This is a genomic window from Dyella lutea (genome assembly GCF_024158035.1).
Lineage (GTDB): Bacteria > Pseudomonadota > Gammaproteobacteria > Xanthomonadales > Rhodanobacteraceae > Dyella_A > Dyella_A lutea.
The window spans coordinates 91,086-114,011 of the sequence record NZ_JAMZEK010000001.1; the positions used below are offsets into that span (position 1 = coordinate 91,086).

The 22,926-nt window shown below is 68.9% G+C and carries 26 protein-coding genes and 1 pseudogene; 16 read left to right on the forward strand and 11 right to left on the reverse strand.

Annotated elements, in window-relative coordinates:
* Positions 1-37 precede the first annotated feature (37 nt).
* From ubiE to NC595_RS00390, 3 genes and pseudogenes are all read left to right on the forward strand, one after another.
* Positions 38-805, forward strand: a complete 768-nt coding sequence (ubiE, locus tag NC595_RS00380; RefSeq protein WP_253564157.1) for a bifunctional demethylmenaquinone methyltransferase/2-methoxy-6-polyprenyl-1,4-benzoquinol methylase UbiE — start codon at positions 38-40, stop codon at positions 803-805.
* Positions 806-849: 44 nt separating this feature from the next.
* A complete protein-coding gene (locus NC595_RS00385) occupies positions 850-1,263 on the forward strand; it encodes a hypothetical protein (RefSeq protein ID WP_253564158.1) in 414 nt (137 codons plus the stop codon).
* A 10-nt stretch (positions 1,264-1,273) separates the two neighbouring features.
* Positions 1,274-1,897 (forward strand): annotated as a pseudogene (locus tag NC595_RS00390) (Pr6Pr family membrane protein); the annotation flags it as partial.
* A gap of 41 nt (positions 1,898-1,938) precedes the next feature.
* On the opposite strand, the gene NC595_RS00395 reads toward NC595_RS00390, so the two are convergent.
* Positions 1,939-2,619 carry a glutathione S-transferase family protein gene (locus tag NC595_RS00395; protein WP_253564159.1) on the reverse strand — a complete coding sequence of 227 codons (681 nt, stop codon included), beginning with the start codon at positions 2,617-2,619 and terminating at the stop codon, positions 1,939-1,941.
* 128 nt (positions 2,620-2,747) lie between these two features.
* Here NC595_RS00395 and acpA point away from each other — a divergent pair, with 128 nt between their 5' ends.
* Positions 2,748-4,469 carry an acid phosphatase gene (acpA, locus tag NC595_RS00400; protein ID WP_253564160.1) on the forward strand — a complete coding sequence of 574 codons (1,722 nt, stop codon included), beginning with the start codon at positions 2,748-2,750 and terminating at the stop codon, positions 4,467-4,469.
* Positions 4,470-4,654: 185 nt separating this feature from the next.
* On the opposite strand, the gene NC595_RS00405 is transcribed toward acpA, so the two are convergent.
* Positions 4,655-5,572 carry a DMT family transporter gene (locus NC595_RS00405; protein ID WP_253564161.1) on the reverse strand — a complete coding sequence of 306 codons (918 nt, stop codon included), beginning with the start codon at positions 5,570-5,572 and terminating at the stop codon, positions 4,655-4,657.
* A 124-nt stretch (positions 5,573-5,696) separates the two neighbouring features.
* On the opposite strand from NC595_RS00405, the gene NC595_RS00410 reads away from it, so the two are divergent.
* The 10 genes from NC595_RS00410 to NC595_RS00450 all read left to right on the forward strand — a co-directional run bounded on the left by NC595_RS00410 (position 5,697) and on the right by NC595_RS00450 (position 13,738).
* Complete coding sequence (locus NC595_RS00410) at positions 5,697-6,191, forward strand: Lrp/AsnC family transcriptional regulator (protein ID WP_253564162.1); 495 nt, start codon at positions 5,697-5,699, stop codon at positions 6,189-6,191.
* Positions 6,192-6,220: 29 nt separating this feature from the next.
* Positions 6,221-7,198 (forward strand): prolyl aminopeptidase, encoded by a 978-nt coding sequence (pip, locus tag NC595_RS00415; protein WP_253564163.1) that lies wholly within the window; start codon positions 6,221-6,223, stop codon positions 7,196-7,198.
* Between the two features lie 928 nt (positions 7,199-8,126).
* Positions 8,127-8,369: a hypothetical protein gene (locus NC595_RS00420; RefSeq protein ID WP_253564164.1), complete on the forward strand. Its 243-nt coding sequence runs from the start codon at positions 8,127-8,129 to the stop codon at positions 8,367-8,369.
* A gap of 101 nt (positions 8,370-8,470) precedes the next feature.
* A complete protein-coding gene (locus NC595_RS00425; RefSeq protein ID WP_253564165.1) occupies positions 8,471-8,827 on the forward strand; it encodes a transposase in 357 nt (118 codons plus the stop codon).
* Positions 8,824-9,027 (forward strand): IS3 family transposase, encoded by a 204-nt coding sequence (locus NC595_RS20520; RefSeq protein WP_425493033.1) that lies wholly within the window; start codon positions 8,824-8,826, stop codon positions 9,025-9,027. Before NC595_RS00425 ends, NC595_RS20520 begins: the two co-directional genes overlap by 4 nt.
* A 212-nt stretch (positions 9,028-9,239) precedes the next feature.
* Positions 9,240-9,554 carry an EF-hand domain-containing protein gene (locus tag NC595_RS00430; protein ID WP_253564166.1) on the forward strand — a complete coding sequence of 105 codons (315 nt, stop codon included), beginning with the start codon at positions 9,240-9,242 and terminating at the stop codon, positions 9,552-9,554.
* A gap of 85 nt (positions 9,555-9,639) precedes the next feature.
* The gene (locus NC595_RS00435; protein WP_253564167.1) at positions 9,640-10,281 is read left to right on the forward strand and encodes a glutathione S-transferase family protein; all 642 of its coding nucleotides are present in this window, start codon (positions 9,640-9,642) and stop codon (positions 10,279-10,281) included.
* A gap of 80 nt (positions 10,282-10,361) precedes the next feature.
* Positions 10,362-12,215 carry a M1 family metallopeptidase gene (locus NC595_RS00440; protein WP_253564168.1) on the forward strand — a complete coding sequence of 618 codons (1,854 nt, stop codon included), beginning with the start codon at positions 10,362-10,364 and terminating at the stop codon, positions 12,213-12,215.
* Between the two features lie 96 nt (positions 12,216-12,311).
* Complete coding sequence (locus tag NC595_RS00445) at positions 12,312-13,334, forward strand: alpha/beta fold hydrolase (protein ID WP_253564169.1); 1,023 nt, start codon at positions 12,312-12,314, stop codon at positions 13,332-13,334.
* Between the two features lie 71 nt (positions 13,335-13,405).
* Positions 13,406-13,738: a hypothetical protein gene (locus tag NC595_RS00450; protein ID WP_017463354.1), complete on the forward strand. Its 333-nt coding sequence runs from the start codon at positions 13,406-13,408 to the stop codon at positions 13,736-13,738.
* A 48-nt stretch (positions 13,739-13,786) separates the two neighbouring features.
* Here the strand turns inward: NC595_RS00450 and NC595_RS00455 are convergent, their stop codons facing one another.
* From NC595_RS00455 to ttcA, 5 genes are all read right to left on the reverse strand, one after another.
* Positions 13,787-14,365: a methyltransferase family protein gene (locus NC595_RS00455; RefSeq protein WP_253564170.1), complete on the reverse strand. Its 579-nt coding sequence runs from the start codon at positions 14,363-14,365 to the stop codon at positions 13,787-13,789.
* Positions 14,366-14,473: 108 nt separating this feature from the next.
* Entirely contained in the window at positions 14,474-15,244 is a 771-nt protein-coding gene (locus NC595_RS00460; protein ID WP_253564171.1) for a M48 family metallopeptidase, read from the reverse strand.
* 137 nt (positions 15,245-15,381) lie between these two features.
* Positions 15,382-16,299, reverse strand: coding sequence for a recombination-associated protein RdgC (locus tag NC595_RS00465; RefSeq protein ID WP_253564172.1), 918 nt, complete (start codon positions 16,297-16,299; stop codon positions 15,382-15,384).
* Between the two features lie 232 nt (positions 16,300-16,531).
* Complete coding sequence (locus NC595_RS00470) at positions 16,532-17,731, reverse strand: amino acid aminotransferase (RefSeq protein ID WP_026107481.1); 1,200 nt, start codon at positions 17,729-17,731, stop codon at positions 16,532-16,534.
* 39 nt (positions 17,732-17,770) lie between these two features.
* Positions 17,771-18,652: a tRNA 2-thiocytidine(32) synthetase TtcA gene (gene ttcA, locus NC595_RS00475; protein WP_017463349.1), complete on the reverse strand. Its 882-nt coding sequence runs from the start codon at positions 18,650-18,652 to the stop codon at positions 17,771-17,773.
* A gap of 97 nt (positions 18,653-18,749) precedes the next feature.
* On the opposite strand from ttcA, the gene NC595_RS00480 reads away from it, so the two are divergent.
* Positions 18,750-18,956, forward strand: coding sequence for a YdcH family protein (locus NC595_RS00480; RefSeq protein ID WP_017463348.1), 207 nt, complete (start codon positions 18,750-18,752; stop codon positions 18,954-18,956).
* Between the two features lie 7 nt (positions 18,957-18,963).
* Complete coding sequence (locus NC595_RS00485) at positions 18,964-19,566, forward strand: GNAT family N-acetyltransferase (protein WP_253564173.1); 603 nt, start codon at positions 18,964-18,966, stop codon at positions 19,564-19,566.
* Positions 19,567-19,572: 6 nt separating this feature from the next.
* Here the strand turns inward: NC595_RS00485 and pssA are convergent, their stop codons facing one another.
* The 4 genes from pssA to NC595_RS00505 all read right to left on the reverse strand — a co-directional run bounded on the left by pssA (position 19,573) and on the right by NC595_RS00505 (position 22,904).
* Positions 19,573-20,973, reverse strand: coding sequence for a CDP-diacylglycerol--serine O-phosphatidyltransferase (gene pssA / locus NC595_RS00490; RefSeq protein ID WP_253564174.1), 1,401 nt, complete (start codon positions 20,971-20,973; stop codon positions 19,573-19,575).
* Between the two features lie 96 nt (positions 20,974-21,069).
* Positions 21,070-21,663 (reverse strand): hypothetical protein, encoded by a 594-nt coding sequence (locus tag NC595_RS00495; protein WP_253564175.1) that lies wholly within the window; start codon positions 21,661-21,663, stop codon positions 21,070-21,072.
* The gene (locus tag NC595_RS00500; RefSeq protein WP_253564176.1) at positions 21,660-22,157 is read right to left on the reverse strand and encodes an RNA polymerase sigma factor; all 498 of its coding nucleotides are present in this window, start codon (positions 22,155-22,157) and stop codon (positions 21,660-21,662) included. Before NC595_RS00500 ends, NC595_RS00495 begins: the two co-directional genes overlap by 4 nt.
* Positions 22,158-22,163: 6 nt before the next feature.
* Positions 22,164-22,904, reverse strand: coding sequence for a hypothetical protein (locus tag NC595_RS00505; RefSeq protein ID WP_253564177.1), 741 nt, complete (start codon positions 22,902-22,904; stop codon positions 22,164-22,166).
* Positions 22,905-22,926 lie beyond the last annotated feature (22 nt).

Here is a 22,926-nt window from a genome sequence, read left to right on the forward strand (position 1 = left end):
GCGGAATTGGCCGTCCAATCCCTGTACGATTGCAGCGATGAACGAGTCCCCGAAACCCGACCCGGCACCGACCACGCATTTCGGCTTCCGCGACGTGCCCGTCGGCGAGAAGCAGAAGCTGGTCGGCCAGGTCTTCACCTCGGTCGCGCGCAGCTACGACCTGATGAACGACCTGATGTCGTTCGGCGTCCACCGGCTGTGGAAGCGCCATTTCGTGGCGATCAGCGGCATCCGCCGCGGCGACCGCGTGCTAGACCTGGCCGGCGGCACCGGCGACATCGCCGCGCTGCTCAAGCCGGTGGTCGGCAAGGACGGCGAGATCGTCGTCGGCGACATCAACGCATCGATGCTGCAGGTGGGCCGCGACCGGCTGACCGACCGCGGCCTGGTCGAGGGCCTGCGCTGGGCGCAGCTCAACGCCGAATGCCTGCCGTTTCCGGACAACAGCTTCGACGCGGTGACGATGGCCTTCGGCCTGCGCAACGTCACCGACAAGGACAAGGCGCTGGCCGACATCTGCCGCGTGCTCAAGCCGGGCGGCCGGGCGCTGGTGCTGGAGTTCTCCCGGGTGCAGAACGAGGCGTTCGGCAAGCTCTACGATTTCCATTCGTTCAACATCCTGCCGAAGCTCGGCAAGCTGTTCGCCGGTGATGCGGACAGCTACCAGTACCTGGCCGAGTCGATCCGCAAGCATCCGGACCAGACCACGCTCAAGGGCATGATGGAGCGGGCCGGCTTCGGCAAGGTCGAGGTGCGCAACCTCACCAACGGTATCGTGGCGATCCACAAGGGCTGGAAACTCTAGGCAAACCATGCGGCCCGGGGGCCGCCGCCGACAGGAGGATGCTGGTGATGTGGCTCGAACCGCTCCGGATGTTCTTCCTCACCCGCCCACTCACCTTCGCCACCGCCGGCCTGTTCCGGCTCTCACCCCTGGTCGGCGTGTCCGCGTGGCACGCGGTGGTCCGCCGCCCGCCCACACACGGCTGGTGGCTGGCCGCCTGGACAGCCAGCGCGGCGCTGATCGTGCTGATGGCCGTGGTCGAGCGGCGCTGCAGCACCCGCGACCGGTCCTTCCATGGCGGCATGCTGGTGATCGCCGCCTCCACCTCCTCGCGCTGGATCGTGCCGGACCTGCTGCTGGTGCCGGCCAGCCTGCTGTTCGCGCAGGCGATCGCCTGCCTGATCGCGCTGGGCAGTGATCCGGCGCAGGAGTTTCAGGAGCTGGTGCATGCGTTCTACCGGCACCGCCTGTCCTCGTGATCGTGCCCCGATGACATCCCGCGCCCCCGACCCACGCTCCGCGCCGACGGGTGGCCGCGCACGCGGACTGGCGCTGGTGGCGCTGCTCGCCGGCGTGTTCGCGCTGGGCCTGCAGTTCGCACTGACGCTGGCGACGGTGCACCGGCAGGGCTTCGGCGCCGAGCGGGCGCTGTGGATCTACCTCGGCTACTTCACCATCCTCACCAACGCGCTCGGCGCGCTCTCGCTGGCGCGGCTGGCGGCCGGCCACCGCGACGGCCTGTTCGCCCGCGACGAGGACGTCACCGCGATCGCCGCCAGCCTGCTGATCGTCGGCCTGGTCTACAACCTCGTGCTGCGCCAGACCTGGCACCCGACCGGCTGGGCCGAGGTCACCGACGAGCTCCTGCACGTGGCGATGCCGCTGCTCTACCTGGCGACCTGGTGGGTCGCCGGACGCGGCCAGGCCGTCTCGCGTTCGCGCCTGCTGGCCTGGATGGCTTACCCGATCGCGTACCTCGCGTACGCGCTGGGTCGTGCCGCGCTCGACGGCCGCTATCCCTACCCGTTCCTCGACGTCGCAACGCTGGGATGGCTACGGGTGCTGGGCAACGCGGCGCTGATCGGCCTCGCGTTCCTCGGGATTGGCGCCGCGCTGGCCTGGCTGGCCGCGCGGCGCCCCCCTGCGGCCGGCGCTCAGCGGGCGCGCAGGTCCGCCGTGATCGTGCCGACCTCGGCCGATTCCACGTCGTGCGGCGTATCGCGCCAGGTCTCGGCCAGCGCCTCGTCGTACCAGCGGCGCATCGAGGGCAACGCGAGCATGCGCTCGACCCAGCCGCTCGCCTCGGGTGAGAGCGACAGCCCGTAGGTCTGCACGCGGAACGCCACCGGCGCGTAGAACGCGTCCACCGCGGTGAAGCGGTCGCCTGCCAGGAACGGGCCACCGAAATGCTGCAGGCCCTCGCGCCACAGCTCGTCGATGCGTGCCACGTCGGCAGCCAGCTGCGGGCCGATCTCGTGCAGGCGGATGCGCAGGCCGCAGCTCATCGAGCACTGCTGGCGCAGCGCGCCGAAGCCCGAGTGCATTTCCGCCGTCGCGCAGCGCGCCCAGGTACGCGCGGCGGCGTCCTGCGGCCACGCCGGATAGTGCTCGGCGAGGTACTCGACGATCGCCAGCGAGTCCCACACCACGGTGTCGCCGTCGCGCAGGCAGGGCACGCGGCCGTTCGGCGAGAAGGCGCGGAAGGCCTCCCAGTTGGAACCGGGCGCGAACGGGTGCATCCGTTCCTCGAATGGCACGCCCAGCTGGTGCAGCAGCACCCATGGCCGCAGCGACCACGACGAGTAGTTCTTGTTGGCGATGTGCAGGGTGATCATGCGGAACATCCTCTTCGGTCACGGACAAAACGGAATTTCCTGCGGCGCGCGGGCCATATGACGCATGGATCGACGGAGACCGCGTGCGTATGCTCTCCGATCCTCAAACATCGCGCGCCCGATCCGCCATGACCAGCAAGCCACCCCGCGACGAAACCCCTTCCCGCACGCCCGACGCGCCGCGCGATCCGCAGCGGCGACGCCTGCTCGGCGGGCTGGCGGTGGCCAGTGCCGGCCTGGCGCTGGGTGGCGAGTCGGCGCGCGCGGCGATGGCCGCGACACCGTCCGGGACCGCGGTCGTCGACGACACCGCAATGGACACGCTGCTGCGCGAGCACATCGACCACGTGGTGGTGCTGTTCGCGGAGAACCGCAGCTTCAACAACCTGTTCGCCGGCTTCCCGGGCCTGGCCGAGCCTCTGCAGGCGCTGCCGCCGGAACGCGCGGTGCAGATGGATCGCGACGGCACGCCGCTGAAGACGCTGCCGCCGATCTGGCACGGCCTGGTGCCGCACGCACAGACGGTCAACCACCGCACGTATCACGTGCGCGAAGCCGACCTCACCGGCCTGCCCAATGCGCCGTTCGCGCTGCACACGCCCGATGGCGAGCCGCTGCCGCAGGGCGTGGTGACGCGCGACCTGATCCACGCGTTCTACCAGAACCAGATGCAGATCAACGGCGGACGCAATGACGGCTTCGCCGCGTGGGGCGACTCCGGCGCGCTGGTGATGGGCCACTACGGCGACAACGCGGTGAACCTGCGGCTGTGGCGACTGGCCGAGCAGTACACGCTGTGCGACCGCTTCTTCATGGGTGCCTTCGGCGGCTCGTTCCTCAACCACCAGTACCTGATCGCCGCGCAACCGCCGTTCTATCCCGACGCGGACAAGAGCCCGGCGCAATACAACATCGCGGTCACCGAGAGCGGCCGCGTCGACGATTCGCGTCTGAAGGTCGCCCACGACTCGCCGGCCAGCGCGATGGACGGCAAGCCGAAGTTCGAGGGACGCTCCACGCTGACCCCGGACTTCCATGCCGTGAACACCATCGGCCCCGCCTACGCACCGGCCTTCACCCAGGACCCCACCGATCCGACCCGTGCCGACCCGGCCAGCCCGAACACCCTGCCGCCGCAGCACCACAAGCACATCGGCGACATGCTCTCGGCCAAGGGCATCGACTGGGCCTGGTATGCCGGCGCATTCCAGGCCGCGCTGGACGGCCACGGCGACGGCCCCGAGGGCGAGTTCCCGGACCGGCCGAACTTCCAGGTGCACCACCAGCCGTTCAACTACTTCGCTTCGCTGGCTCCCGGCACCGCGACACGCAGGCAGCACCTGCGCGACGGCGGCCTGGGCGAGACCGCTCCGGGCAACAAGTTCATCGCCGATGCGCTGGCCGGCACGCTGCCGCCGGTGGCGTTCTACAAGCCGCAGGGCAACCTCAACATGCACGCCGGCTATTCCGACGTGGAGGCTGGCGACCGCCATCTCGCCCGCGTCGTGCAGACGCTGCAGAAGAGCCCGCAGTGGAAGAAGATGCTGATCGTCATCACCTTCGACGAGAACGGCGGCTGGTGGGACCACGTCGCGCCGCCGACCGGCGACCGCTGGGGCCCGGGCACGCGCATCCCGGCGATCATCGTCTCGCCGTGGGCGAAGAGGGGCCACGTCGACCACACCACCTACGACACCGGCTCGATCGCCCGCTTCATCACCCGCCGCTTCGGGCTGGAGAAGCTGCCCGGGCTGGCGCTGCGCGAGGAGGCCATGCTCGCCGCCGGCGGTCCGGCGCCCGGCGACCTCACCGCGGCGCTGGATTTCGGGCGAACGAAGCGCAACGGCTGAGTCGACGCTCTTTGGGTCAGGCGTGATGGCGCCCGAAGCTCTGGTGGTTTCGCGACACCGCGCGCGGGTCCCGATACGCCCGGAATTTACGCCGCGTCCATCGCGCACGGGGTGCGCTCCTACCACTGCCGGCGCGGTAGGAGCGCACCCTGTGCGCGACCGCCTTTCGAGCCGGCATGAATCGCTCAGGGCTCGCACGCCGCCACGTCGCGCGGCGCCGGCGGCAGCGCCCGCCGCCGGGTGTTCGCCAGCACCACGCCGGCCACGGTGACCACGCCGCCGACCAGGGTCAGCGGCCCCGGCCGCTCGCCCAGCCAGAACCAGCCGATCAACACCGCGATCGGCGGCGAGAAGTAGATGAAGCTGGACACCTGCGAGGCCGAGCTGCGGTGGATCGCCAAGTTCCACGCGATGTAGCCGACGAACGTCGGCGCCACGCCCAGCCAAACCAGCGACGCGATCGCCGGCCAGGGCGCAGCGGCCAGCGCCTGCGGCAGGTGCATGCCGAACGGCAGCGCGCCCAGCGTGCCGGCGAAGAAGCCGAACGCGGTGACACCCAGCGCGCTGCTGCGCGCGAAGTAGGGCTTCACGCCGACGAAGTAGATCGCCGAGGCCAGCACGCTGACCAATACCAGCGCGGCCATCGGCTCGAAGCGCACCTGCCTGCCGCTTGCCAACACCACCAGCACCACGCCGACCAACGCCACGCCGAGACCGACCAGCGTGCGCGCGGGCAACCGCTCGCGCAGCCAGATCGCCGACCAGGCCGCGGTCGCCGCCGGCACCAGCGAGATCAGGATCGATGCCGTTCCGCTGGCGATGCGCGTCTCCGCGTGATTCAGGCACAGGTGGTAGACGGTGAAGCCGATCACCCCCAGCAGCGCCAGGCCCGGCCATTCGCGCCGCGCCGGCAGCGGCACGCGGCGGACGGTGAGGAACAGGCCGAAGCACAGCGAGGCGATCGCCAGCCGTGCCAGCGCCACTTCGCCGGGGGTGAAGGCGGCCAGCGCGTAGGCGATCGCCGCATAGGCCGAGGACCAGGTGAGCAGGGCGACGCCAACCAGCGCCAGGGCGCGGGCATCGAGTCGTTCGGGGCTAGCCATGGTGAACAGATCCGGGGACGGGGAAGTGCGCATGCTAGTGAGCAGCCCCGTCGCCATGAATAATGGATCGACGGGGCTGACCGTGCCTCGCCATCGAATCAATGATTCTTCAGGGAGAGACACCGTGGATTCCAAACCCGATATCGACGCCAAGGACTGGCAACTGCTCGAGGCGCTGCAGGCTGACGCGCGCCTGGGCTACGCCGAGCTCGGTCGGCTGGTGCACCTGTCGGCGCCGGCGGTGGCCGAGCGGGTGAAGCGGCTGGAGGAGGCCGGGGTGATCCGCGGCTACCGCGCCGTGGTCGACCCCCGGCGACTGGGCTACAGCATCGACGCGATGGTGCGGCTGCGTTGCGATGGCGGCGTGTGCAAGCGCATCGGCGAGATCGTCGAGGACATCCCCGAGGTGCTCGACTGCCGGCGACTGGCCGGCGAGGACTCGGCCCTGCTGCACCTGGTGGCGATGTCGATTGCCCATCTGGAAACCGTGCTCGACCGCCTGCTGAAGATCCATCCCAGCATCAGCACCACCACCCTGGTGGTACTGCAGGCACCTCACGTGAACCGCCCGATCACCCGCACGATGTGGAATGCCGCCGCCGCCCTGCCGGTGGACTAGGCTGGTCGCCCACCCTCACGGAGCACGCCATGCGCACGCTGTATCCCGAGATCACGCCGTACGCCACCGAGCACCTGCCGGTAGACGGCCTGCATACGCTTTACGTCGAGCAGTGCGGCAACCCGGACGGGTTGCCGGTGATCTTCCTGCACGGCGGGCCGGGCGCGGGACTGTCGGACTACCACCGCCGCTTCTTCGATCCGGCGCGCTACCGCATCGTGCTGTTCGACCAGCGCGGCGCCGGCCAGTCCACGCCGTTCGCCGAGCTCACCGACAACACCACCTGGCATGCGGTGGCCGACATCGAGGCGATCCGCCGGCATCTGGGCATCGAGCGCTGGGTGGTGTTCGGCGGCTCGTGGGGCTCCACCCTGGCGCTGGCCTACGCGCAGACCCACCCAGAGCGCGCGCTGGCGCTGGTGCTGCGCGGCATCTTCCTCGGCCGCGACGAGGAGCTGCGCTGGTTCAACGAGATGGACGGCGGCTCGCGGCAGATTTTCCCCGAGCGCTGGGCACGCTTCGTCGCGCTCATTCCCGAAGCCGAGCGCGACTCCATGCTCGAGGCCTACTGGCGCCGGCTCACCAGCCCGGACGAAGCCACCCGGCTGGCCGCGGCGCACGCGTGGAGTGCCTGGGAAGGCGGCGGCACCACCCTGGTGCACGATCCGGACGGCGGCGGCGACTTCGACGATCCGCACCGCGCGGTAAGCCTGGCGCTGATGGAGGCGCACTACTTCCGCCACCGCATCTTCCTGGAGCCGGACCAGCTGCTGCACGGCGTCGACCGCATCCGGCACATCCCGACGACGATCGTGCACGGCCGCTACGACATCATCTGCCCGATGAAAAGCGCCTGGGACCTGTCCCAGGCCTGGCCCGAGGCCGAGCTGCGCGTGGTGCTGGCCGGCCACAGTGCCGCCGACCCGGCGATCGTCGATGCCCTGGTCACCGCCACCGACGCGCTGGCGGATCGTTTCGGTCGTGATGGGGCGATAGCGCGACCATGAGCACCTTTGGCAGGGACTCACTATGGGCGACCGATCGCTCCAGGCTCTGATCGTGCGGGCCATTGACCGGCCGGCAGCACTGCGGCCTCGGAACGGTCCAAGGCGCCTTCCCGGGACCGGGCATAGAACCTAATTGCCCCGTCCCCTTTTCAGAGATGCATGCCTGCTCCGTTCGCAGGCTGTAGTGCCGAAGCCGCAAACGCGGACGCACCTGATCCAGCAACCGCGGCGAATTCGCCTCTGTTACACCCTCGTTTCCGCCTGCGTAACTCATACACCCCCACATTCGCCGTGTAACACCGACATCGTGGGGCGCAATCCTCGCCAGGAATGTCACGCAAGCGCCTGATGGCGTTTAGTAATTTGCCGCTTGTCCGCCCTGTCGAGAGCCGTGCATACTCGGTGCAACACCCCGGATGTGGGGTCTACTAAGCGTTAGGGCTTATGCGGAAAGTCGTCGGAATATTCTTGGCAGTCTTTTTCGCGGCGCTTCTGCCGGCGATCTTCTTCGGCACGTCCCGCGTGGGCTTGCTTGCCTTTGTGCTTGCTTTGCTATGGATTGTTCTGCTCGGCCTTCCTACGTTCTTTATTTTCAACCGCCGCGGTTGGGTCCGCTGGTGGTCCGCAGCCATCTCTGGCTTCTTTCTAAGCGCTGTGCCCATGGCACTTGTCTCATGGCCTTATCATCCTGATCAAGGTTCCGGGTACAGTGCGTGGGACGGCCACAAAATGGTCGACTACGTCGTTCGAGGCGTACCTACACACGCTGGATGGGTTCAGTACTTCTTGAGCTCTGGCGGCATGGGGCTCGTGGGGGCAGCATCTGCTGTCACCTTTTGGGTGGTTTGGAGGCTCACGGTAGGCCCTAACCATTCGTCCAAGCGGACGCGCGTACCGCGCGCCGCTTAACTCCAGCGTTAGGCCCCGCATGAAGATTCCCAATTACGCCCATAAGATCTCTACTTTCCAGAAAGACGGCCAGTGGTTTGTACGCATTGAGCGCCTGCTTCCTGATGGCACATCCAATTGGCTCAATGACACTCCCCTTCCCGCGCCCAGCCAGCCTGAGGACTGGGATTTGTTCGAGTCCTTTATGGGCAACATCGGTAAGACTGTCGGTATAGACAGCCCTGGGGTCAGGGCTCATTTCCGCATTGACGGTGATGACTAATGGCTGGGTGCGCGCAGGCGGGCCCTAACAATTCATTCAAGCCGAAGCGATAGTTCCCACGGTTTAGTGGACACCCTGATCTAACTTTTCAGGAGTGCCCCATGCCCAAGCCAGGTCCCAAAACGACCACGCGTTACAGCGAGCAATTCAAGGCCACCGCCGTGCGTCTCAGCCGGCTCCCCGGCGTCCAGGTGCAGGACGTCGCCGCTTCGCTTTACATCCATCCCTTCATGCTGTCTCGTTGGCGAAAACAGGCGCGCGAGGGCACGATCATGGTCAAGGGTGTGGACGTCGATCCGGCCGTTTCGGCCGAGCTGAAGGAGCTGCGTCGGGTGAAGAAGGCCTACGAGCAGCTGAAGGTCGAGCATGACCTTTTAAAAAAAGCGATCGCGTTCACTTCCGAACGAAAAGCGAGCGCTTCGCCTTCATCCAGACCCAGCAAGAGCACTACCCGGTGAGGCGGCTGTGTCGCCTGTTCGGGGTCAGCGCCAGTGGCTTCTACGCTTGGTGCGCCCGCCCGCTCAGTGAGCGCGCGCAGGAGGATGAGCGGCTGATCGCAAGGGTTCGCCAGGTGCACCGGGAGAGCCGGGAAACCTACGGCAGCCCGCGCGTGCACGCCGCGCTGCGTCGACAGGGCGAGCCGGTCGGGCGACGATAGTTCCCACGGTTTAGTGGACACCCTGATCCAACTTTTCAGGAGTGCCCCATGCCCAGGCATGGTGCAGGAACCACCGCCCGCTACAGCGAGCGTTTCAAGGCTACGCCATCCACCCGAGCCAGTTCGCAGACGCAGGACGTCGGTCGACTACGCCGGCCGATGCTCGCTCACGAGTGGTGCGATACTCGCGGCGGCAACCCAAGGAGATCGCCATGCGCCATGCACGTCTGATCCTGGCTTCCTGCTTCGCCCTTGCCGCCTTGCCAGCCGCTGCACAGCACGGCATGGGTGGCCTGGCCAACGACGCCGCCGTCGCGATCAAGAACATGAAGATCGCCGACCGCAACCATGACGGCCTGATCTCCCGCGAAGAGGCGCAGAAGGGGCCGGTGCCGTTCATCCGTGCCCACTTCGACCAGATCGATCGCGAGCATCGCGGCGCGGTCTCGGTCGACGACGTAAAGGCCTACGTGCGTTCGCTGCAACCGAAGCCGGCGACCGCGTCTTCCGCCAACAGCGGCAGCTGATCGCCGGGTTGCGCAAGAAGCGGATGGCGCTGGCGGCGGCGGGCTGGCGACACTGGGCTCCCCCCGATCCCCGGAGCCCGCCCGCATGCTGACCCTGTTCGACTACCTGCCCTCGCAGAACGCCTGGAAAGTCCGCCAGCTGCTGCAGCACCTGCAGCACCCGTACCGCACGGTGGAAGTGAGCATCTTCGAGGGTGACGGCCAGCAGGCCGACTACCTGCGGATCAGCCCCACCGGCACCGTGCCGGCCATCCGATTGGAGGACGGCCGCGCGCTGGCCGAGTCCAACGCGATCCTGATGTACCTCGCCGAGGGCACGCCCTACCTGCCCGACGACGCTTTCGGCCGCGCCCGGGTGTGGCAGTGGCTGAGCTTCGAGCAGGAACGGGTGGAGTCGGTGATCGGCGCGCTGCGTCACTGGACCCTCACCGGCAAGCTCGCGCGGCGTGCACCGGCGATCGTCGAGGCCAAACGCGCGGCGGCGCGGCGGACGCTGGCGATCCTCGAACGCGAGCTGGCGGAGCGCTCGTTCCTCGCCGGCGAGCGCTACACCATCGCCGACATCGCGGTGTTCGCCTACGGCAGCCGCGCCGACGAGGCGGGGTTCCTGCTCGACGGCTATCCGGCGATCCGCGGCTGGATCGGCCGCGTGCGGGCGCAGGCCGGGCATCTGGCGACGATGCATCCGTACGACGTGGATCCGCATTCGTCCGGCGAGCTGCCCTGAGCCACCGGGCCTTCGGGCACGGGTCGGCGCGGGGGGGCCAATGGCATACTCGGCGTTTTCCGTTTGCCGGAGTGGCCCCGATGCGCCTGTTGTCCACGCTCGCCGCGAGCGCCCTGCTGCTGCCGTTGGCAGCCCATGCGACCGATCCGTACTCGTACGCGCAACCCGACCAGGTCAAGGTCACCCACCTCGACCTGGATCTGAAGCTGGACTTCCCGCACAAGGAGCTGCACGGCCGCGCCACGCTGAGCCTGCACTGGGTAAATCCCAAGGCGAGCTCGCTGGTGCTGGACACGCGCGACCTGAAGATCGCCACCATCGAGGGCATCGACGCCAAGGGCCACGCCCACGCACTGACCTACGCGCTGGCGCCGCGCGACAAGCAGCTCGGCAGCAAGCTCACCATCGCCGCGCCGAACCACCCGGCCAAGGTGCGCATCGTCTACGACACCTCGCCCGAAGCCACCGGCCTGCAGTGGCTGACCCCGGCGCAGACCGCCGACAGGAAACTGCCCTTCATGTTCTCGCAGAGCGAGTCGATCCACGCCCGCTCGTGGGTGCCGCTGCAGGATTCGCCGGCGATCCGCATCACCTATGACGCCCACGTCACCGCACCGAAGGGCGTGCGCGTGGTGATGAGCGCACTGAACGACCTGCACCACCCGCTCGACGGTGACTTCCGCTTCGACCAGCCGCACCCGATCCCCTCGTACCTGCTGGCGATCGCCGCCGGCGACATCGCGGCCGAGGCCACTGGCCCGCGCAGCGCGGTGTATGCCGAGCCGTCGATGGTGCACAAGGCGGCGCACGAGTTCGAAGACACCGAGAAGATGATCGCCACCACCGAGAAACTCTACGGCCCGTACCGCTGGGGCCGCTACGACCTGATCGTGCTGCCGCCGTCGTTCCCGTTCGGCGGCATGGAAAACCCGAACATGACTTTCGCCACGCCGACGATTGTCGTGGGCGACAAGAGCCTGGCCTCGGTGATCTCGCACGAGCTGGCGCACTCGTGGTCGGGCAACCTGGTGACCAACGCCACCTGGCGCGACGGCTGGCTCAACGAGGGCTTCACCACCTACGTGCAGGGCCGCATCACCGAGGCGGTGTACGGCAAGACGCTGGCCGACGAGGAGGCCCTGCTGTCCGCGCGCGCGCTGGAGAAGAGCATCGGCACGATGCCGGCGAACAGCCAGAAGCTGGCGCCCGTGCCGGGCGACGTGGATGCCGACGACGCGCTGTCCGACGTCGCCTACGACAAGGGCTCATGGTTCCTGCGCACGCTGGAGCAGCGCTACGGCCGCGCCGCGTTTGACCCGTACCTGAAGAGCTACTTCGACCACTTCGCGTTCCAGAGCATCACCACCGAGCAGATGCTGGCCTTCCTCAAGGCCAACCTGATCGACAAGTACCCCGGCAAGATGAGCATGGCCGAGGTGAACGAGTGGGTCTACGGCACCGGCATTCCCAAGGACGCCCCGCTGCCGACCTCGGCGCGCTTCGACATGATCGACGCGAAAGTGAAGGCTTTCACCGCCGGCACGCTGGCCGCCGACAAGCTCGACGCGAAGGACTGGAACACGCAGGAGTGGATGTACTTCCTCGACCGCCTGCCCGACGTGCCCAAGCTCGGGCAGATGCAGGCGCTGGACGCCGCCTGGCACCTCACCGGCACGCCCAATGCAGAGATCGGCATGCGCTGGTACATCCACGCCATCGCCGCCGGCGACAAGGCGGTATGGCCGGCCGCGCGCGAGCACATGACGCGGATCGGCCGCATCTACCTGACCACGCCGGTGTACCGTGCCTTCGCCGCCACGCCCGACGGCCTGGCCTACGCCGAGGCCGCCTACGCGAAGGCGAAGGACGGCTACCACCCGCTGACCCAGCAGGCGATCGAGGGCATCTTCGCCAAGGCGGGGAAGGCCAAGTGATCGACCGGGGCGGAGCGTCAGCGCCCCGCCCCCGTCGAACCGGCGCCCACCGCAAGCTGTCACACCCCGGTTGTTTCCGATCGTCAGGCTTCTTCCATGGCTAAGCAGACCCCTCCCTCCCGCTCCGTCGCACCGGCCCCGGCCGCCCCCGGCGGCCGTCCGCTGTGGCAGCGCCTGCTGATCCGGCGGGTGAAATTCCTCGCTGCCGTGGTGGCGATGATCGGCCTCGGCCTCGGCGCGTGCTACCTGTTCGCGCCACAGTGGCTGATGCGCGCGGATGCGACGCGCCAGGCGATGGCCGCGCACCTGGACGAGAAATCCGTACAGGCGGGCGGCGCCCACTGGTCCTACTACGAAGGGGGGGAAGGCCCGACCCTGGTGCTGCTGCACGGCTACGACTCGAACAAGGCGGTGTGGCTGAAAGTGGCGGCGCAGCTCAGCCCGCACTTCCATCTGGTGATCCCGGACCTGCCCGGCTGGGGCGACTCGTCGCGCGACCCGGCCGCCGACTACGACATCGACACCCAGGCCGCCCGACTGGACGGCTTCATGCAGGCGCTGGGCCTGCACAACGTGACCCTGGTCGGCCACTCGATGGGTGGCGCCATCGCCGGCGTCTATGCCGCCGAACATCCGGAGCGGATCAACCGGCTGGTGCTGGTCGACTCCTTCGGCCTCAAGCAGAAGGAGAACGCCTTCGCCCGCGAGGCGCTGGCTGGCACCAACCCGTTCGACTACGACGATCGCGCCGGTTTCCAGCGCGCGTTCGCACTGGCATTCGAAAAGGTACCGGACCTGCCCGGGCGGTTCATCGACGTGTTCATCGCACGCAACAAGCGCGATCGCGCGTTCCTCGACAAGGTGTTCAACGAGCTGCGCCAGCCCTCGCAGTACCTCTCCGTGCAGCGGCGGCTGGACCAGCTGACCATGCCGGTGATGGGCCTGTGGTGCGCCGGCGACAAGATCAGCGACATCTCGGCGATGGACAGCCTGCGCGACGGTCTCGTGCACGCCTCGGCGATCAGCAGCACCACGCTGGTCGGCTGCAATCACATGCCGATGCTGGAGAAGCCCACGCAGACCGCGCAGGTGCTGACGGCGTTCGAACTGTCGCACTGAGGCCTCTTTACCTCGCAAGATTTCACGGCGACACTCCCCGGCTCCATTGACGGAGCAGACAGGGGAAGGGGATGGCGTTTCTGAAAGTGGTATTCCTGCTGGCAGCGCTGGTGGCGCTGCTGATCGCACCGGTGATGTACACCGCACGCGCACTCGGGGCGCAACGCACCACGATCGGGCCGGTACTCGGTTCGCTGGTGCTGCAGGTGATCCTGTCGCGGATGCTCAACGCGCTGCACTTCGGCGGCATGTTCGTGCACTTCATCCTGGCGCTCGCCGGCGGCGCGCTGATCTACCAGTGGGTGCTGGAGACGACGTTCCTGAAGGGCGTGGCGATCAGCCTGATCAGCAGCGTGATCATGCTGGTCGGAGCCCTGGTCATCCTGAAGATGGCGATCGGGTGAGGCGGGAACCGCACCCGCGTCCCGTCGGGAGGCGCGGGTGCGGTGTCCTCAGAGCAGGCCCGGCACCAGCGCCTTCGTCCGCCGCATGTAGGCCTGGTAGCGTTCGCCGAACTGCTCGCGCATCCAGCGCTCCTCCAGCCGCAGCTTGAACCAGAACGAGACGCCCACGATGGCCGTGCCGAGCAGGCCGCGCCATTCGCCCTGCGCCAGCGCGGTGCCGAAGAAGGCCAGCAGCAGGCCGGTATAGATCGGATGGCGCACCCAGCGGTACGGACCGCGCTCCACGAGTTCGTGATCCTGCTTGACCTGCACCACGGCGCTCCAGTTGCGGCCGAGGATGGTCCGCGCCCAGATCGCGAACAGCACGCCGGCCCAGACCAGCAGCGCGCCGAGGATCGACAGCGCCGCCTCGGGCGGCACGAAGCGCAGGCGCAACAGCGAGTCTTCGCCGCCGCGCCAGGGCAACACCAGCGCCGTGCCGACCATCAACGGCAGCCAGTGCTTGAGCAGGCGAAGCACGAACGGCTCGCTGCGAACGGCGGCCTTCGCGTCCCGGGCGCGGATCGCCCAGTACAGCAGGAACACCAGCCAGCCGGCCTTGATGATGTCGCCGAGGGGGAGCTGCATCGTCGTTGCCTGGAACCATCCGGGAGGGATGATCAGCTTGGCCGCCGCCGACCGGAGCGGCAAGTTACACCCGTCATCCAACGGCGCGGCCCGCGCGCCGAAGCCGGGTCAGTCCGCCACGTCGGCCACCAGCCGGTCCAGCTCGGCCTTCAGCACTGCACCGTTCTGGCGCAGCCAGTCGCGCTGCTCCTGCCAGTTCGGGTACAGCGTCTCGACCTGCGCCCAGAAGCGCGGGGAGTGGTTGCGCACCTTCAGGTGACACAGCTCATGGGCCAGCACGTAGCGCAGCGCAGCCGGCGGGGCCAGCGCCAGCGCAAGGTCGAGGTTGATGCGGTCGCGGGTGTCCAGGCTGCCCCACAGGCTCTTCAGCGGACGCACCTTCAGTGCCGTGGGCGCCAGCCCCAGCTGGGGCACGTACTGCGCCAGCCAGCGCGACACGTCACGGCGGATCAGCGATTCCAGATGCGAGGCGAGCAGCCCCCGCGCCACCGGCAGCGCGCGGGTGTGCGGCCGCGGCAGGATCAGCGTGAGCACGCCCTCGCCGCTGGCGATGCGCGGGTACGGGCCCTCGTCCCAGTCCAGCCAGACGCGCTCGCCGCGCAACGGGATCTCCACCGGCTGGCCGACCCGCAGCGGCGGCAGCGGCTTCACCAGCAGGTTCAGCTCGTCGAGCTTCTGCTCCAGCCAGTCGGCGTGGCTGCGCAGGAACGCGCTGACCTGGGCCGGATGGGTGCCGCGCGGATAGCTGACCCGGGCACCCTTGGGCGTGACCGTAAGGCGCAGGCGACGCGCGCGCGGGTGGACGGCCTTGAGCACGCGGATCGTGCTGCCGCCCGTGGTCGCCAGTTCCAGCCAGTCGCCTTCCAGTTGCTGCGCCATGCGGTGTTGCCTGCCGGTGGGGCCCGGGCCGCGTCGGACCCGGGAGAAAGATTCTGGCAGGGATTGGCGACGGGGAGGTGATGATTCAAGCGGTGGCGTGCCGGACCGCGAAAATCATCACCATACGGCCGCGTACGTCAGGCGTCGGCCGGCCGCGGCAGGCCGAACCACTCCTCCAGCTTGGCCAGCAGCCGCTCGATCTCCAGGGTCAGCAGGGCGAAGCTCGCGTCGGCCTCGGCGGCGGCGTCCTGGTGGCTATCGCCCATTTCGTCGAGCACGACATCGAGGAACTTCAGCTTGCGCACCACCAGGTCCTCGCCGAGCACGAAGCTCATGCGGTCGTCGAACACCAGGCCGAGCTGGAACACTTGCTTGCCGTTGCGCAGGTGCTCCTTGATCTCCTCGCTGTCCAGGTCCTGGCGGCGGCACTTGGCGATCGCGCCGGTGGCGCTGCCCGGATCGCGCAGTTCGACCTCGTCGCCCAGCGCCAGCCCGGCCGGCAGGGTGCCGTTGGCCAGCCAGTCGGTCATCAGCACGCGTGGGCCTTCCTCCGGCGCCAGCGGCACCGCCGGGAAGCTGCCCAGCGCTTCGCGCACCTGGCTCAGCGCGTTCTCGGCCGACTTGCGGCTGGCGGTGTCGATCACCAGCCAGCCGTGCTTCTTGTCGACATAGGCCGAGAGCCGCGAGCTGCGCACGAAGGCGCGCGGCAGCAGTTCGTTGAGCAGGTCCTCCTTGATCCGCTTGCGCTCGCGACCGCCGACCTTGCGGCCTTCCTCCTCGGCGATCTTCTGCACCTTGCGCTGCAGCTCGTCGTTGATCACCGCCGCCGGCAGCAGCTTGTCCTCGCCGCCCACGGTGAGCCAGGTGCAGGCGTTCACCGCATGGGTGAGCGCCGCCTCCTCGCCACGGCCCACCGGCGGCACGAAACCGCGGGTGGACATCTCCATCGGCCCGCACGGGCGCAGGCGGTGCTCGGCCAGCACCTCGTCCAGGCGGCTCAGGTCGTCGGCGACGGCGGGGGAAAAGCGGAACAGAGTGAGATTGCGGAAGAACATGGAGTGTCCGTGTTGGGGCGGCAGGGAGAGACGCCCTGACCGCTGAATGAAAGGGTGTGGCTTGGCGCTGTGGAGCGCCCGAAGAGGCTCCGCCCCCCTCACCGTCATCCCGGCGAAAGCCGGGATCCAGTGCCTCTGCTGTGCCGCCCGAAAGTCGCTGGATCCCGGCTTTCGCCGGGATGACGGCCATGGAGAGTAAGGCGTCTCCGAGTCACCGTCTGCGACAACGCCCTCAGCCCACGACCTTCGCGATGGCGTCGGCCACATAGCCAAGATTCTGCGTATTCAGCGCCGCCACGCAGATGCGCCCGGTGGTCAGCGCGTAGATCGCGAACTCCTCGCGCAGGCGCTCGACCTGCGGCTTGCTCAGGCCGGAGTAGGAGAACATGCCGGCCTGGCGCTGGATGAAGCCGAACTCGTGGCCGTGCGCGGCCAGCTTCTGCACCAGTCCCGCGCGCATGGCATGGATGCGCTCGCGCATGCCGCCCAGCTCGCTCTCCCACAGTGCACGCAGCTCGCTGCTGGCCAGCACGCCGGCGACCAGCTGGCCGCCGTGGGCCGCCGGGCTGGAGTAGTTGGCGCGGATGGTCTGCTTGATCTTCGAGCGCAGGCGCGCGGCCTCGTCGCGGTCGGCGCCGACCATCGACAGCACGCCTACGCGCTCGCCGTACAGCGAGAACGACTTCGAATACGAGCTGGCCACCACGAACGCCTCGATGCCCGACTCGGCGAACATGCGCACCGCGGTGGCGTCGGCGTCGATGCCCTGGTCGAAGCCCTGGTAGGCCATGTCGACGAAGGGCAGCAGGCCGCGCTCCTTCACCAGCTCCACCACCTGCGCCCACTGCGCCGGCTCCAGGTCGACGCCGGTCGGGTTGTGGCAGCAGGCGTGCAGCAGCACCACGGTGCCCGGCTCCAGCTTGCCCAGATCCTCCAGCATGCCGGCGAAGTCCAGGCCGTGGGTGGTGTCGTCGTAGTAGCGGTAGTCCTGCAGCTGGAACCCGGCGGTGCGGAACACCACGTGGTGGTTGCCCCAGCTCGGGTTGCTGATCGCGATGCGCGCCTTGTCGCCGGCCACCTGCTTGATCAGGTCCGCCGCCACGCGCAGCGCGCCGCTGCCGCCGATGGTCTGCGCGGTGGCCACGCGGCCGGCTTCGAGCAGCGGCGAACCCTCGCCGAACAGCAGCTGCTGGCTGAGCTTGTTGTACGCCGGCAATCCGTCGATCGGCAGGTAGCCGCGCGGCTGCGTGTCGCGCGCCAGCGCCTGCTCGACCTGCTGCACCGCTTTGAGCACCGGCACCCGTCCCTGCTCGTCGGTGTAGATGCCCACGCCGAGGTTCACCTTGTTCGGACGCGGGTCGGCGAGGTAGGCCTCGGTCAGGCCGAGGATCGGGTCGCCGGGAGCCATTTCAACGGAAGCAAAGAAGGACATGTCGGTACTCGAAAAGGTGGAAATTGGAAGTATGGACGTCTAAACCGCATCATCCGTGGCGGGTTCGCCAGCATACCCGGCCAGCCAGCCGTGTGCATCGGCCCGCGTCGTACCCTCGCGCGAACCGAGCGAGGCGAAGTCGAACAGCGTGCGGTCGGCCAGCTGCGAGGGCGCCACGTTGCCCAGCGCGCGGAACATGGTCTCGGCACGGCCGGGGAACTGGCGTTCCCACTCGGCCATCATCAGCCCGACCTGCTTGCGCTGCAGGTTTTCCTGCGAGCCGCACAGGTTGCACGGGATGATCGGGAATTCGCGCTGGGCCGCGTATTCGGCGATGTCGCTCTCCCTGCAGTAGGCCAGCGGGCGGATCACCACGTGGCGGCCGTCGTCCGAGCGCAGCTTCGGCGGCATCGCCTTCAGGCTGGCGTGGTGGAACAGGTTGAGGAAGAACGTGGCGAGGATGTCGTCGCGGTGGTGGCCCAGCGCGATCTTGGTGATGCCGTTCTCGGCCGCCCACGAGTACAGCGCGCCGCGGCGCAGCCGCGAACACAGGCTGCACATGGTCTTGCCGGCGGGAATCACCCGGGTGACCGTGCTGTAGGTGTCCTGCTCGATGATGTGGAACGGCACGCCACGCGCGGTGAGGTAGTCCGGCAGCACGTGCTCGGGAAAGTCCGGCTGCTTCTGGTCCAGGTTCACCGCGATCAGCTCGAAGTGCACCGGCGCCTTCGCCTTGAGCGACAGCAGGATGTCGAGCAGGGTGTAGGAGTCCTTGCCGCCGGACAGGCACACCATCACCTTGTCGCCGTCCTCGATCATGTTGAAGTCGGCGATCGCCTGGCCAACCTGGTGGCGCAGGCGCTTGGCCAGCTTGCCGGCCTCGTAGGCCTGCTTGCGGGAAGATTCGGGAGTGGCGGACATCGGGGCGTGAACCGGATTGGAAGCGCGACATTGTAGCCCGCTGACCGGCGCCGGGCCGGAGGCGTACACTGCGCGCCTACCTCCTCGTGCGCGTGCCATGACGGAACCGGATCAACCCTCGATCGCCCAGACCCTGTTCGAACTGCGCCGGGAGCACCGCGAGCTGGACGCGCTGGTGACCCATCTGCAGGCAACCGGCTTCCGTGACGAGCTGCAGGTCACCCGCATGAAGAAGCGCAAGCTGCTGCTCAAGGACGCCATCGCGCGGCTGGAGAGCAAGCTGATCCCCGACCTCGACGCCTGAGCCCCGCATGACGACGCTCGCCCCGGTCCACCTGGAAGACGACCACGTCCTGCTCGAACCCCTGCACACCGATCACGCTCCCGCGCTCGAGGCCGCGGCCGCCGATGGCGAGCTGTGGAAGCTGTGGTTCACCAGCGCACCGCCACCGGGCACCTCCAGCGACTATATCGCCGCGGCGCTGGCCGGCCAGGCCACCGGCCGGATGCTGCCGTTCGCCGTGCGCGAAAAGCGCTACGGCGAGATCGTCGGCTCCACCCGCTATTACGACTTCGACCCGGCGCTGCCGCGCGTGGCGATCGGCTACACCTGGTACGCGAAGCGCTGGCAGAAAAGCCACCTCAACACGGCGTGCAAGCGCCTGTTGCTGGGCCACGCGTTCGAGCGGCTCGATTGCGTGGCGGTGGAGTTCCACACCGACCACCGCAACCTCGACTCGCAGCGCGCGATCGAGCGCCTGGGCGCCCATCGCGACGGCGTCCTGCGCGCCCACAAGCGCCGCCCGGACGGCAGCCTGCGCGACACGGTGTGCTATTCGGTACTGGCCGGCGAATGGCCGGACGTGCAGCGCTGGCTGGCGATGCGGCTGAGCCGGCTGGCCACCTCGGCGTGAGCGCCGCTACAGCAGCCGGTTGACCAGCCGGTCCAGCCGCACCCGGCTCAGCCGACGCAGCAGCTTGCGCACCGGCGCGGGGTAATGCCGTGAGGTCTCGAGCGCGTGGTAGTCCTGCACGCGCTGTGCATGGCGGAGCAGAGATGCCCATTCCCTCGCATGCTGTTCTCGCAGCAGGCCATGCGGGTCGCGCAGCACCAGCGCGTTCTCCAGGTCCAGCGCCCAGGCGCGCGGATTGAGGTTGTTGCCGGTCAGCACGGCCACATCGTCGTCGATGAACAGCCCCTTGAGGTGGTAGCTGTTGTCGGCATGCCGCCACAGGTGCAATGCCAGCTGGCCGCTGGCCAGCTGACGCTGGTGGCGCCGGGCGAAGCGGCGCAGGTTGCTCTCGTAGAGATACGGCAGCACGCCGATGGTGCGGAACGGCTGCTCCGGCGGAATGTAGAAATCGTTGGCGACCTTGTCGCCGACCATGATCTCCACTGTGCAGCCGCGCCGCAGCAGCTGCCCGATGGCAGCGCGCACCGGCCGCGGCAGGTTGAAGTACGGGGTGAGCAGCACCACCCGCTCGCGCGCGCCGGCCAGCAGCGCGAGCAGGGTGTCGTTGAGTGCGTTGTCGGCGCGACCGAAACCGGCTAGCGGCGTCACCGCCACGGCACCCTCGCCCGCCGGCTCGTCCGGCACCTCGTAGCGCGCCCCGGCCAGTTCCTGGCGCAGCGCGCGGATCGCCGGCAGCAGGCTGGCGGTGGTCGGCACCTCCGGCACGTTCAGGCGCGGCACCGCCGGCCGACCGAGGAAATGCCGCTGCACGAAGCCGGCCATCGCGTCGGCCAGCGGCGCGTGGCGCAGCAGGTGGTAGCGGTCCAGCCGGTAGCGATCGTGGCGGCACAGATAGACGTTGTTGAGGCTGGCGCCGGAGTACAGCACGGTGTCGTCGATCACCATGCCCTTCAGGTGCAGCACGCCGAACAGCTCGCGGTTCTGCACCGGCACGCCGTAGATCGCCACGCCGTCACCGCGCTCGCGTGCCCAGGCGCGGTACATGCCGGCGTTGCCCTCGCTGCGCGCCTTGCCGATCAGGCCGCGCTGGGCGCGGTGCCAGTCGACGAACACGCTGATCTCCAGCGCCGGCCGGCGCGCCTTGGCCGCATACAGCGCCTCGAGCACCTCGCGACCGCCCTCGTCGTCCTCCAGGTACAGCGCCACGATCACGATGCGCCGCTCGGCCGCGGCGATCGCCGCCAGCAGCCGCTCGCGGTAGGCCGCCGGGCCGTCCAGCGTCTCGATCGCCGCCGCCGGTACCGCGAACGCCGGCATGCCGTCCAGCCGCGCCTGCAGGCGCGCGGCGCGGCCGAACGGCAGCAGCCGCCGCACCACGCGGGCGGGAAGTCGGGTCAGTCGTTTCATCGCGGACAAGGATCGCGCCCCCGGCGTCGTCACAAAGTGGCGAGCATGCCGGGAACGCCGTCGCAGGAAAAGGCGATGCGTTCAGGCCTGCGTCGATCAGACCATCCCGAGTTCCGCCGTCAGCTGCGCGATACGCGCCAGCCGACGGCGCTGGCGGCGGATGTACCAGAGGCAGAAGACCACGCCGCCGAGCACGATCGGCGCATTGGCGCCGATCTGCACCAGCAGCAGCCGGCGCAGGGCTTCATCGTGCATCCACGCCGAGGGTTGCAGCGATGGCCACGCCAGCACCGCGACGCCCACCAGCAGCGCGGCAAACCCCCACAGCTGCGCCTGCGCCAGACGGATGCCGGCCCGCGCGCGGCGCGCGTCGAGCCGCAGGAGTTCGGCCACGCGAGAGCCGGCAGCCCGCCACGTGCCCCGGCGCAACCACAGGGTGATCGACCACATCACCACCACCAGCACCGTGCCGCCGGTGGCAAACAGCTTCCAGCGCAGCCCCAGCCCCGGGTGGGCGAACAGCCAGCCGGTCTGGACCAGCGCCCCGATCGCCGTGACGGTTTCGAACACCACCATCGCCAGCATCCGCCACCGCTTGGCCAGCGTGCGGCGGCGCAGGCGCTCGATGTCCACCACCGGCTGGGTGCGCCACTGCGCGGCCCAGTCGCTCCACTCGTCATGCGTGCTCATGCCGACTCTCCCAGCTGTTCGCGCAGCGCCTGGCGCGCCCGGCTCAGTCGCACGTCGACGGCATTGACCCGGATACCCAGCGCATCGGCGATCTCCGCATGGCTGAAGCCCTCCAGCGCCAGCGTCACCGCCTGTCGCAACGCCAGCGGCAGCGCGCGTACCGCCGCCTGCAGGCGGGCGCCTTCCTGCCGGGCATGGGCGTGCTGCTCCGGCGCGATGCCGGGGTCCGGCAGGTCCTCCGGCAACGCTCCCGGACGCGGCCGGCGCTGCTCGCCCAATACGTGGCTGGCACCGCGGTTGTGCGCGATCCGCGCCACGAAGGTGCGCAGGCCGGCCTCGCCGCGCCAGCCCGGCAACGCCCGCCACAGGGCCAGCGCGATCTCCTGCAGCAGGTCGTCGCGCAGCGCCGGATCGGCCTCGTAGCTGGCTGCGATGCGCGACATCAGGCCGCCGTGGGCCTGGAGCACTTCGGCGAACCGATTGCGTGCGCCCACGCCGCCTCAGCCTGCCGGCGGCGCACCGGCCAGGTCGCGCCAGGCGGCGTAGGCCAGCAGGGTGCCGAGCGGCATCAGCAGAAGCAGCAGCGGCATCGCCCACGGGGAGGACAGGGCCACGGCGAACAGCACAAGCTGCGGCAGCAGCGCCAACGTGAAGGCCACGGCGTGCACCGCCACCCGCCGCAGGCTTCCGGCCAGCGCCGCCAACACACCCTCGCCTCGGAACAGGAACAGCGGCGGCGCCAGCGTCAACAACGTCGCGGGCACCAGTCCGGGCAGCAGCAGCACGAACTCCAGTCGGCGCGTCTGCAATGCGGGGTGATGCAGCAGGTGGCCGAGCACGACGGCATCCCAGACCGCCGGGCCGTACACCGCTGCGGCCGCGGCCACCTGTACGGCAAACACGATCAGCCCCACGGCAGCGGTCAGTCCCCACAGCGCGGGCCAGCGCGGATGGCGCCAACCGGACAGCAGGCAGGCGAAACGCAGCGGTTCGCCGCGCGCGAGCCGGTCCAGTCCGATCCAGACGCCGACCGCCAGCATCGGCACCACGGCCTTGGAGAGAACGGTGCCGGCCAGCGGCACCAGTTGCAGCAGCACCTCGGCGACCATGCAGGCCAGACTCAACCCGACCAGCCGGAACGGCGCACGCCGCCACAGGCGAAAGCCCTCGCGATACCAGCCTGCGGCGCGGGCCAGCGAGGAAGGAGGAGGCAGGGAAACCGAGGATGCTGCGGTCGACATGGTCATTCCTTGAACAGGGTGG

Excerpts from the sequence above, each read along its gene's own strand:
- ubiE (WP_253564157.1), top strand. The coding sequence starts at position 38 with ATGAACGAGTCCCCGAAACCCGACCCGGCACCGACCACGCATTTCGGC.
- NC595_RS00395 (WP_253564159.1), bottom strand. The coding sequence starts at position 2,619 with ATGATCACCCTGCACATCGCCAACAAGAACTACTCGTCGTGGTCGCTG.
- acpA (WP_253564160.1), top strand. The coding sequence starts at position 2,748 with ATGACCAGCAAGCCACCCCGCGACGAAACCCCTTCCCGCACGCCCGAC.
- NC595_RS00405 (WP_253564161.1), bottom strand. The coding sequence starts at position 5,572 with ATGGCTAGCCCCGAACGACTCGATGCCCGCGCCCTGGCGCTGGTTGGC.
- pip (WP_253564163.1), top strand. The coding sequence starts at position 6,221 with ATGCGCACGCTGTATCCCGAGATCACGCCGTACGCCACCGAGCACCTG.
- NC595_RS00420 (WP_253564164.1), top strand. The coding sequence starts at position 8,127 with ATGAAGATTCCCAATTACGCCCATAAGATCTCTACTTTCCAGAAAGAC.
- NC595_RS00425 (WP_253564165.1), top strand. The coding sequence starts at position 8,471 with ATGCCCAAGCCAGGTCCCAAAACGACCACGCGTTACAGCGAGCAATTC.
- NC595_RS00430 (WP_253564166.1), top strand. The coding sequence starts at position 9,240 with ATGCGCCATGCACGTCTGATCCTGGCTTCCTGCTTCGCCCTTGCCGCC.
- NC595_RS00435 (WP_253564167.1), top strand. The coding sequence starts at position 9,640 with ATGCTGACCCTGTTCGACTACCTGCCCTCGCAGAACGCCTGGAAAGTC.
- NC595_RS00440 (WP_253564168.1), top strand. The coding sequence starts at position 10,362 with ATGCGCCTGTTGTCCACGCTCGCCGCGAGCGCCCTGCTGCTGCCGTTG.
- NC595_RS00445 (WP_253564169.1), top strand. The coding sequence starts at position 12,312 with ATGGCTAAGCAGACCCCTCCCTCCCGCTCCGTCGCACCGGCCCCGGCC.
- NC595_RS00450 (WP_017463354.1), top strand. The coding sequence starts at position 13,406 with ATGGCGTTTCTGAAAGTGGTATTCCTGCTGGCAGCGCTGGTGGCGCTG.
- NC595_RS00455 (WP_253564170.1), bottom strand. The coding sequence starts at position 14,365 with ATGCAGCTCCCCCTCGGCGACATCATCAAGGCCGGCTGGCTGGTGTTC.
- NC595_RS00460 (WP_253564171.1), bottom strand. The coding sequence starts at position 15,244 with ATGGCGCAGCAACTGGAAGGCGACTGGCTGGAACTGGCGACCACGGGC.
- NC595_RS00465 (WP_253564172.1), bottom strand. The coding sequence starts at position 16,299 with ATGTTCTTCCGCAATCTCACTCTGTTCCGCTTTTCCCCCGCCGTCGCC.
- NC595_RS00470 (WP_026107481.1), bottom strand. The coding sequence starts at position 17,731 with ATGTCCTTCTTTGCTTCCGTTGAAATGGCTCCCGGCGACCCGATCCTC.
- ttcA (WP_017463349.1), bottom strand. The coding sequence starts at position 18,652 with ATGTCCGCCACTCCCGAATCTTCCCGCAAGCAGGCCTACGAGGCCGGC.
- NC595_RS00480 (WP_017463348.1), top strand. The coding sequence starts at position 18,750 with ATGACGGAACCGGATCAACCCTCGATCGCCCAGACCCTGTTCGAACTG.
- NC595_RS00485 (WP_253564173.1), top strand. The coding sequence starts at position 18,964 with ATGACGACGCTCGCCCCGGTCCACCTGGAAGACGACCACGTCCTGCTC.
- pssA (WP_253564174.1), bottom strand. The coding sequence starts at position 20,973 with ATGAAACGACTGACCCGACTTCCCGCCCGCGTGGTGCGGCGGCTGCTG.
- NC595_RS00495 (WP_253564175.1), bottom strand. The coding sequence starts at position 21,663 with ATGAGCACGCATGACGAGTGGAGCGACTGGGCCGCGCAGTGGCGCACC.
- NC595_RS00505 (WP_253564177.1), bottom strand. The coding sequence starts at position 22,904 with ATGTCGACCGCAGCATCCTCGGTTTCCCTGCCTCCTCCTTCCTCGCTG.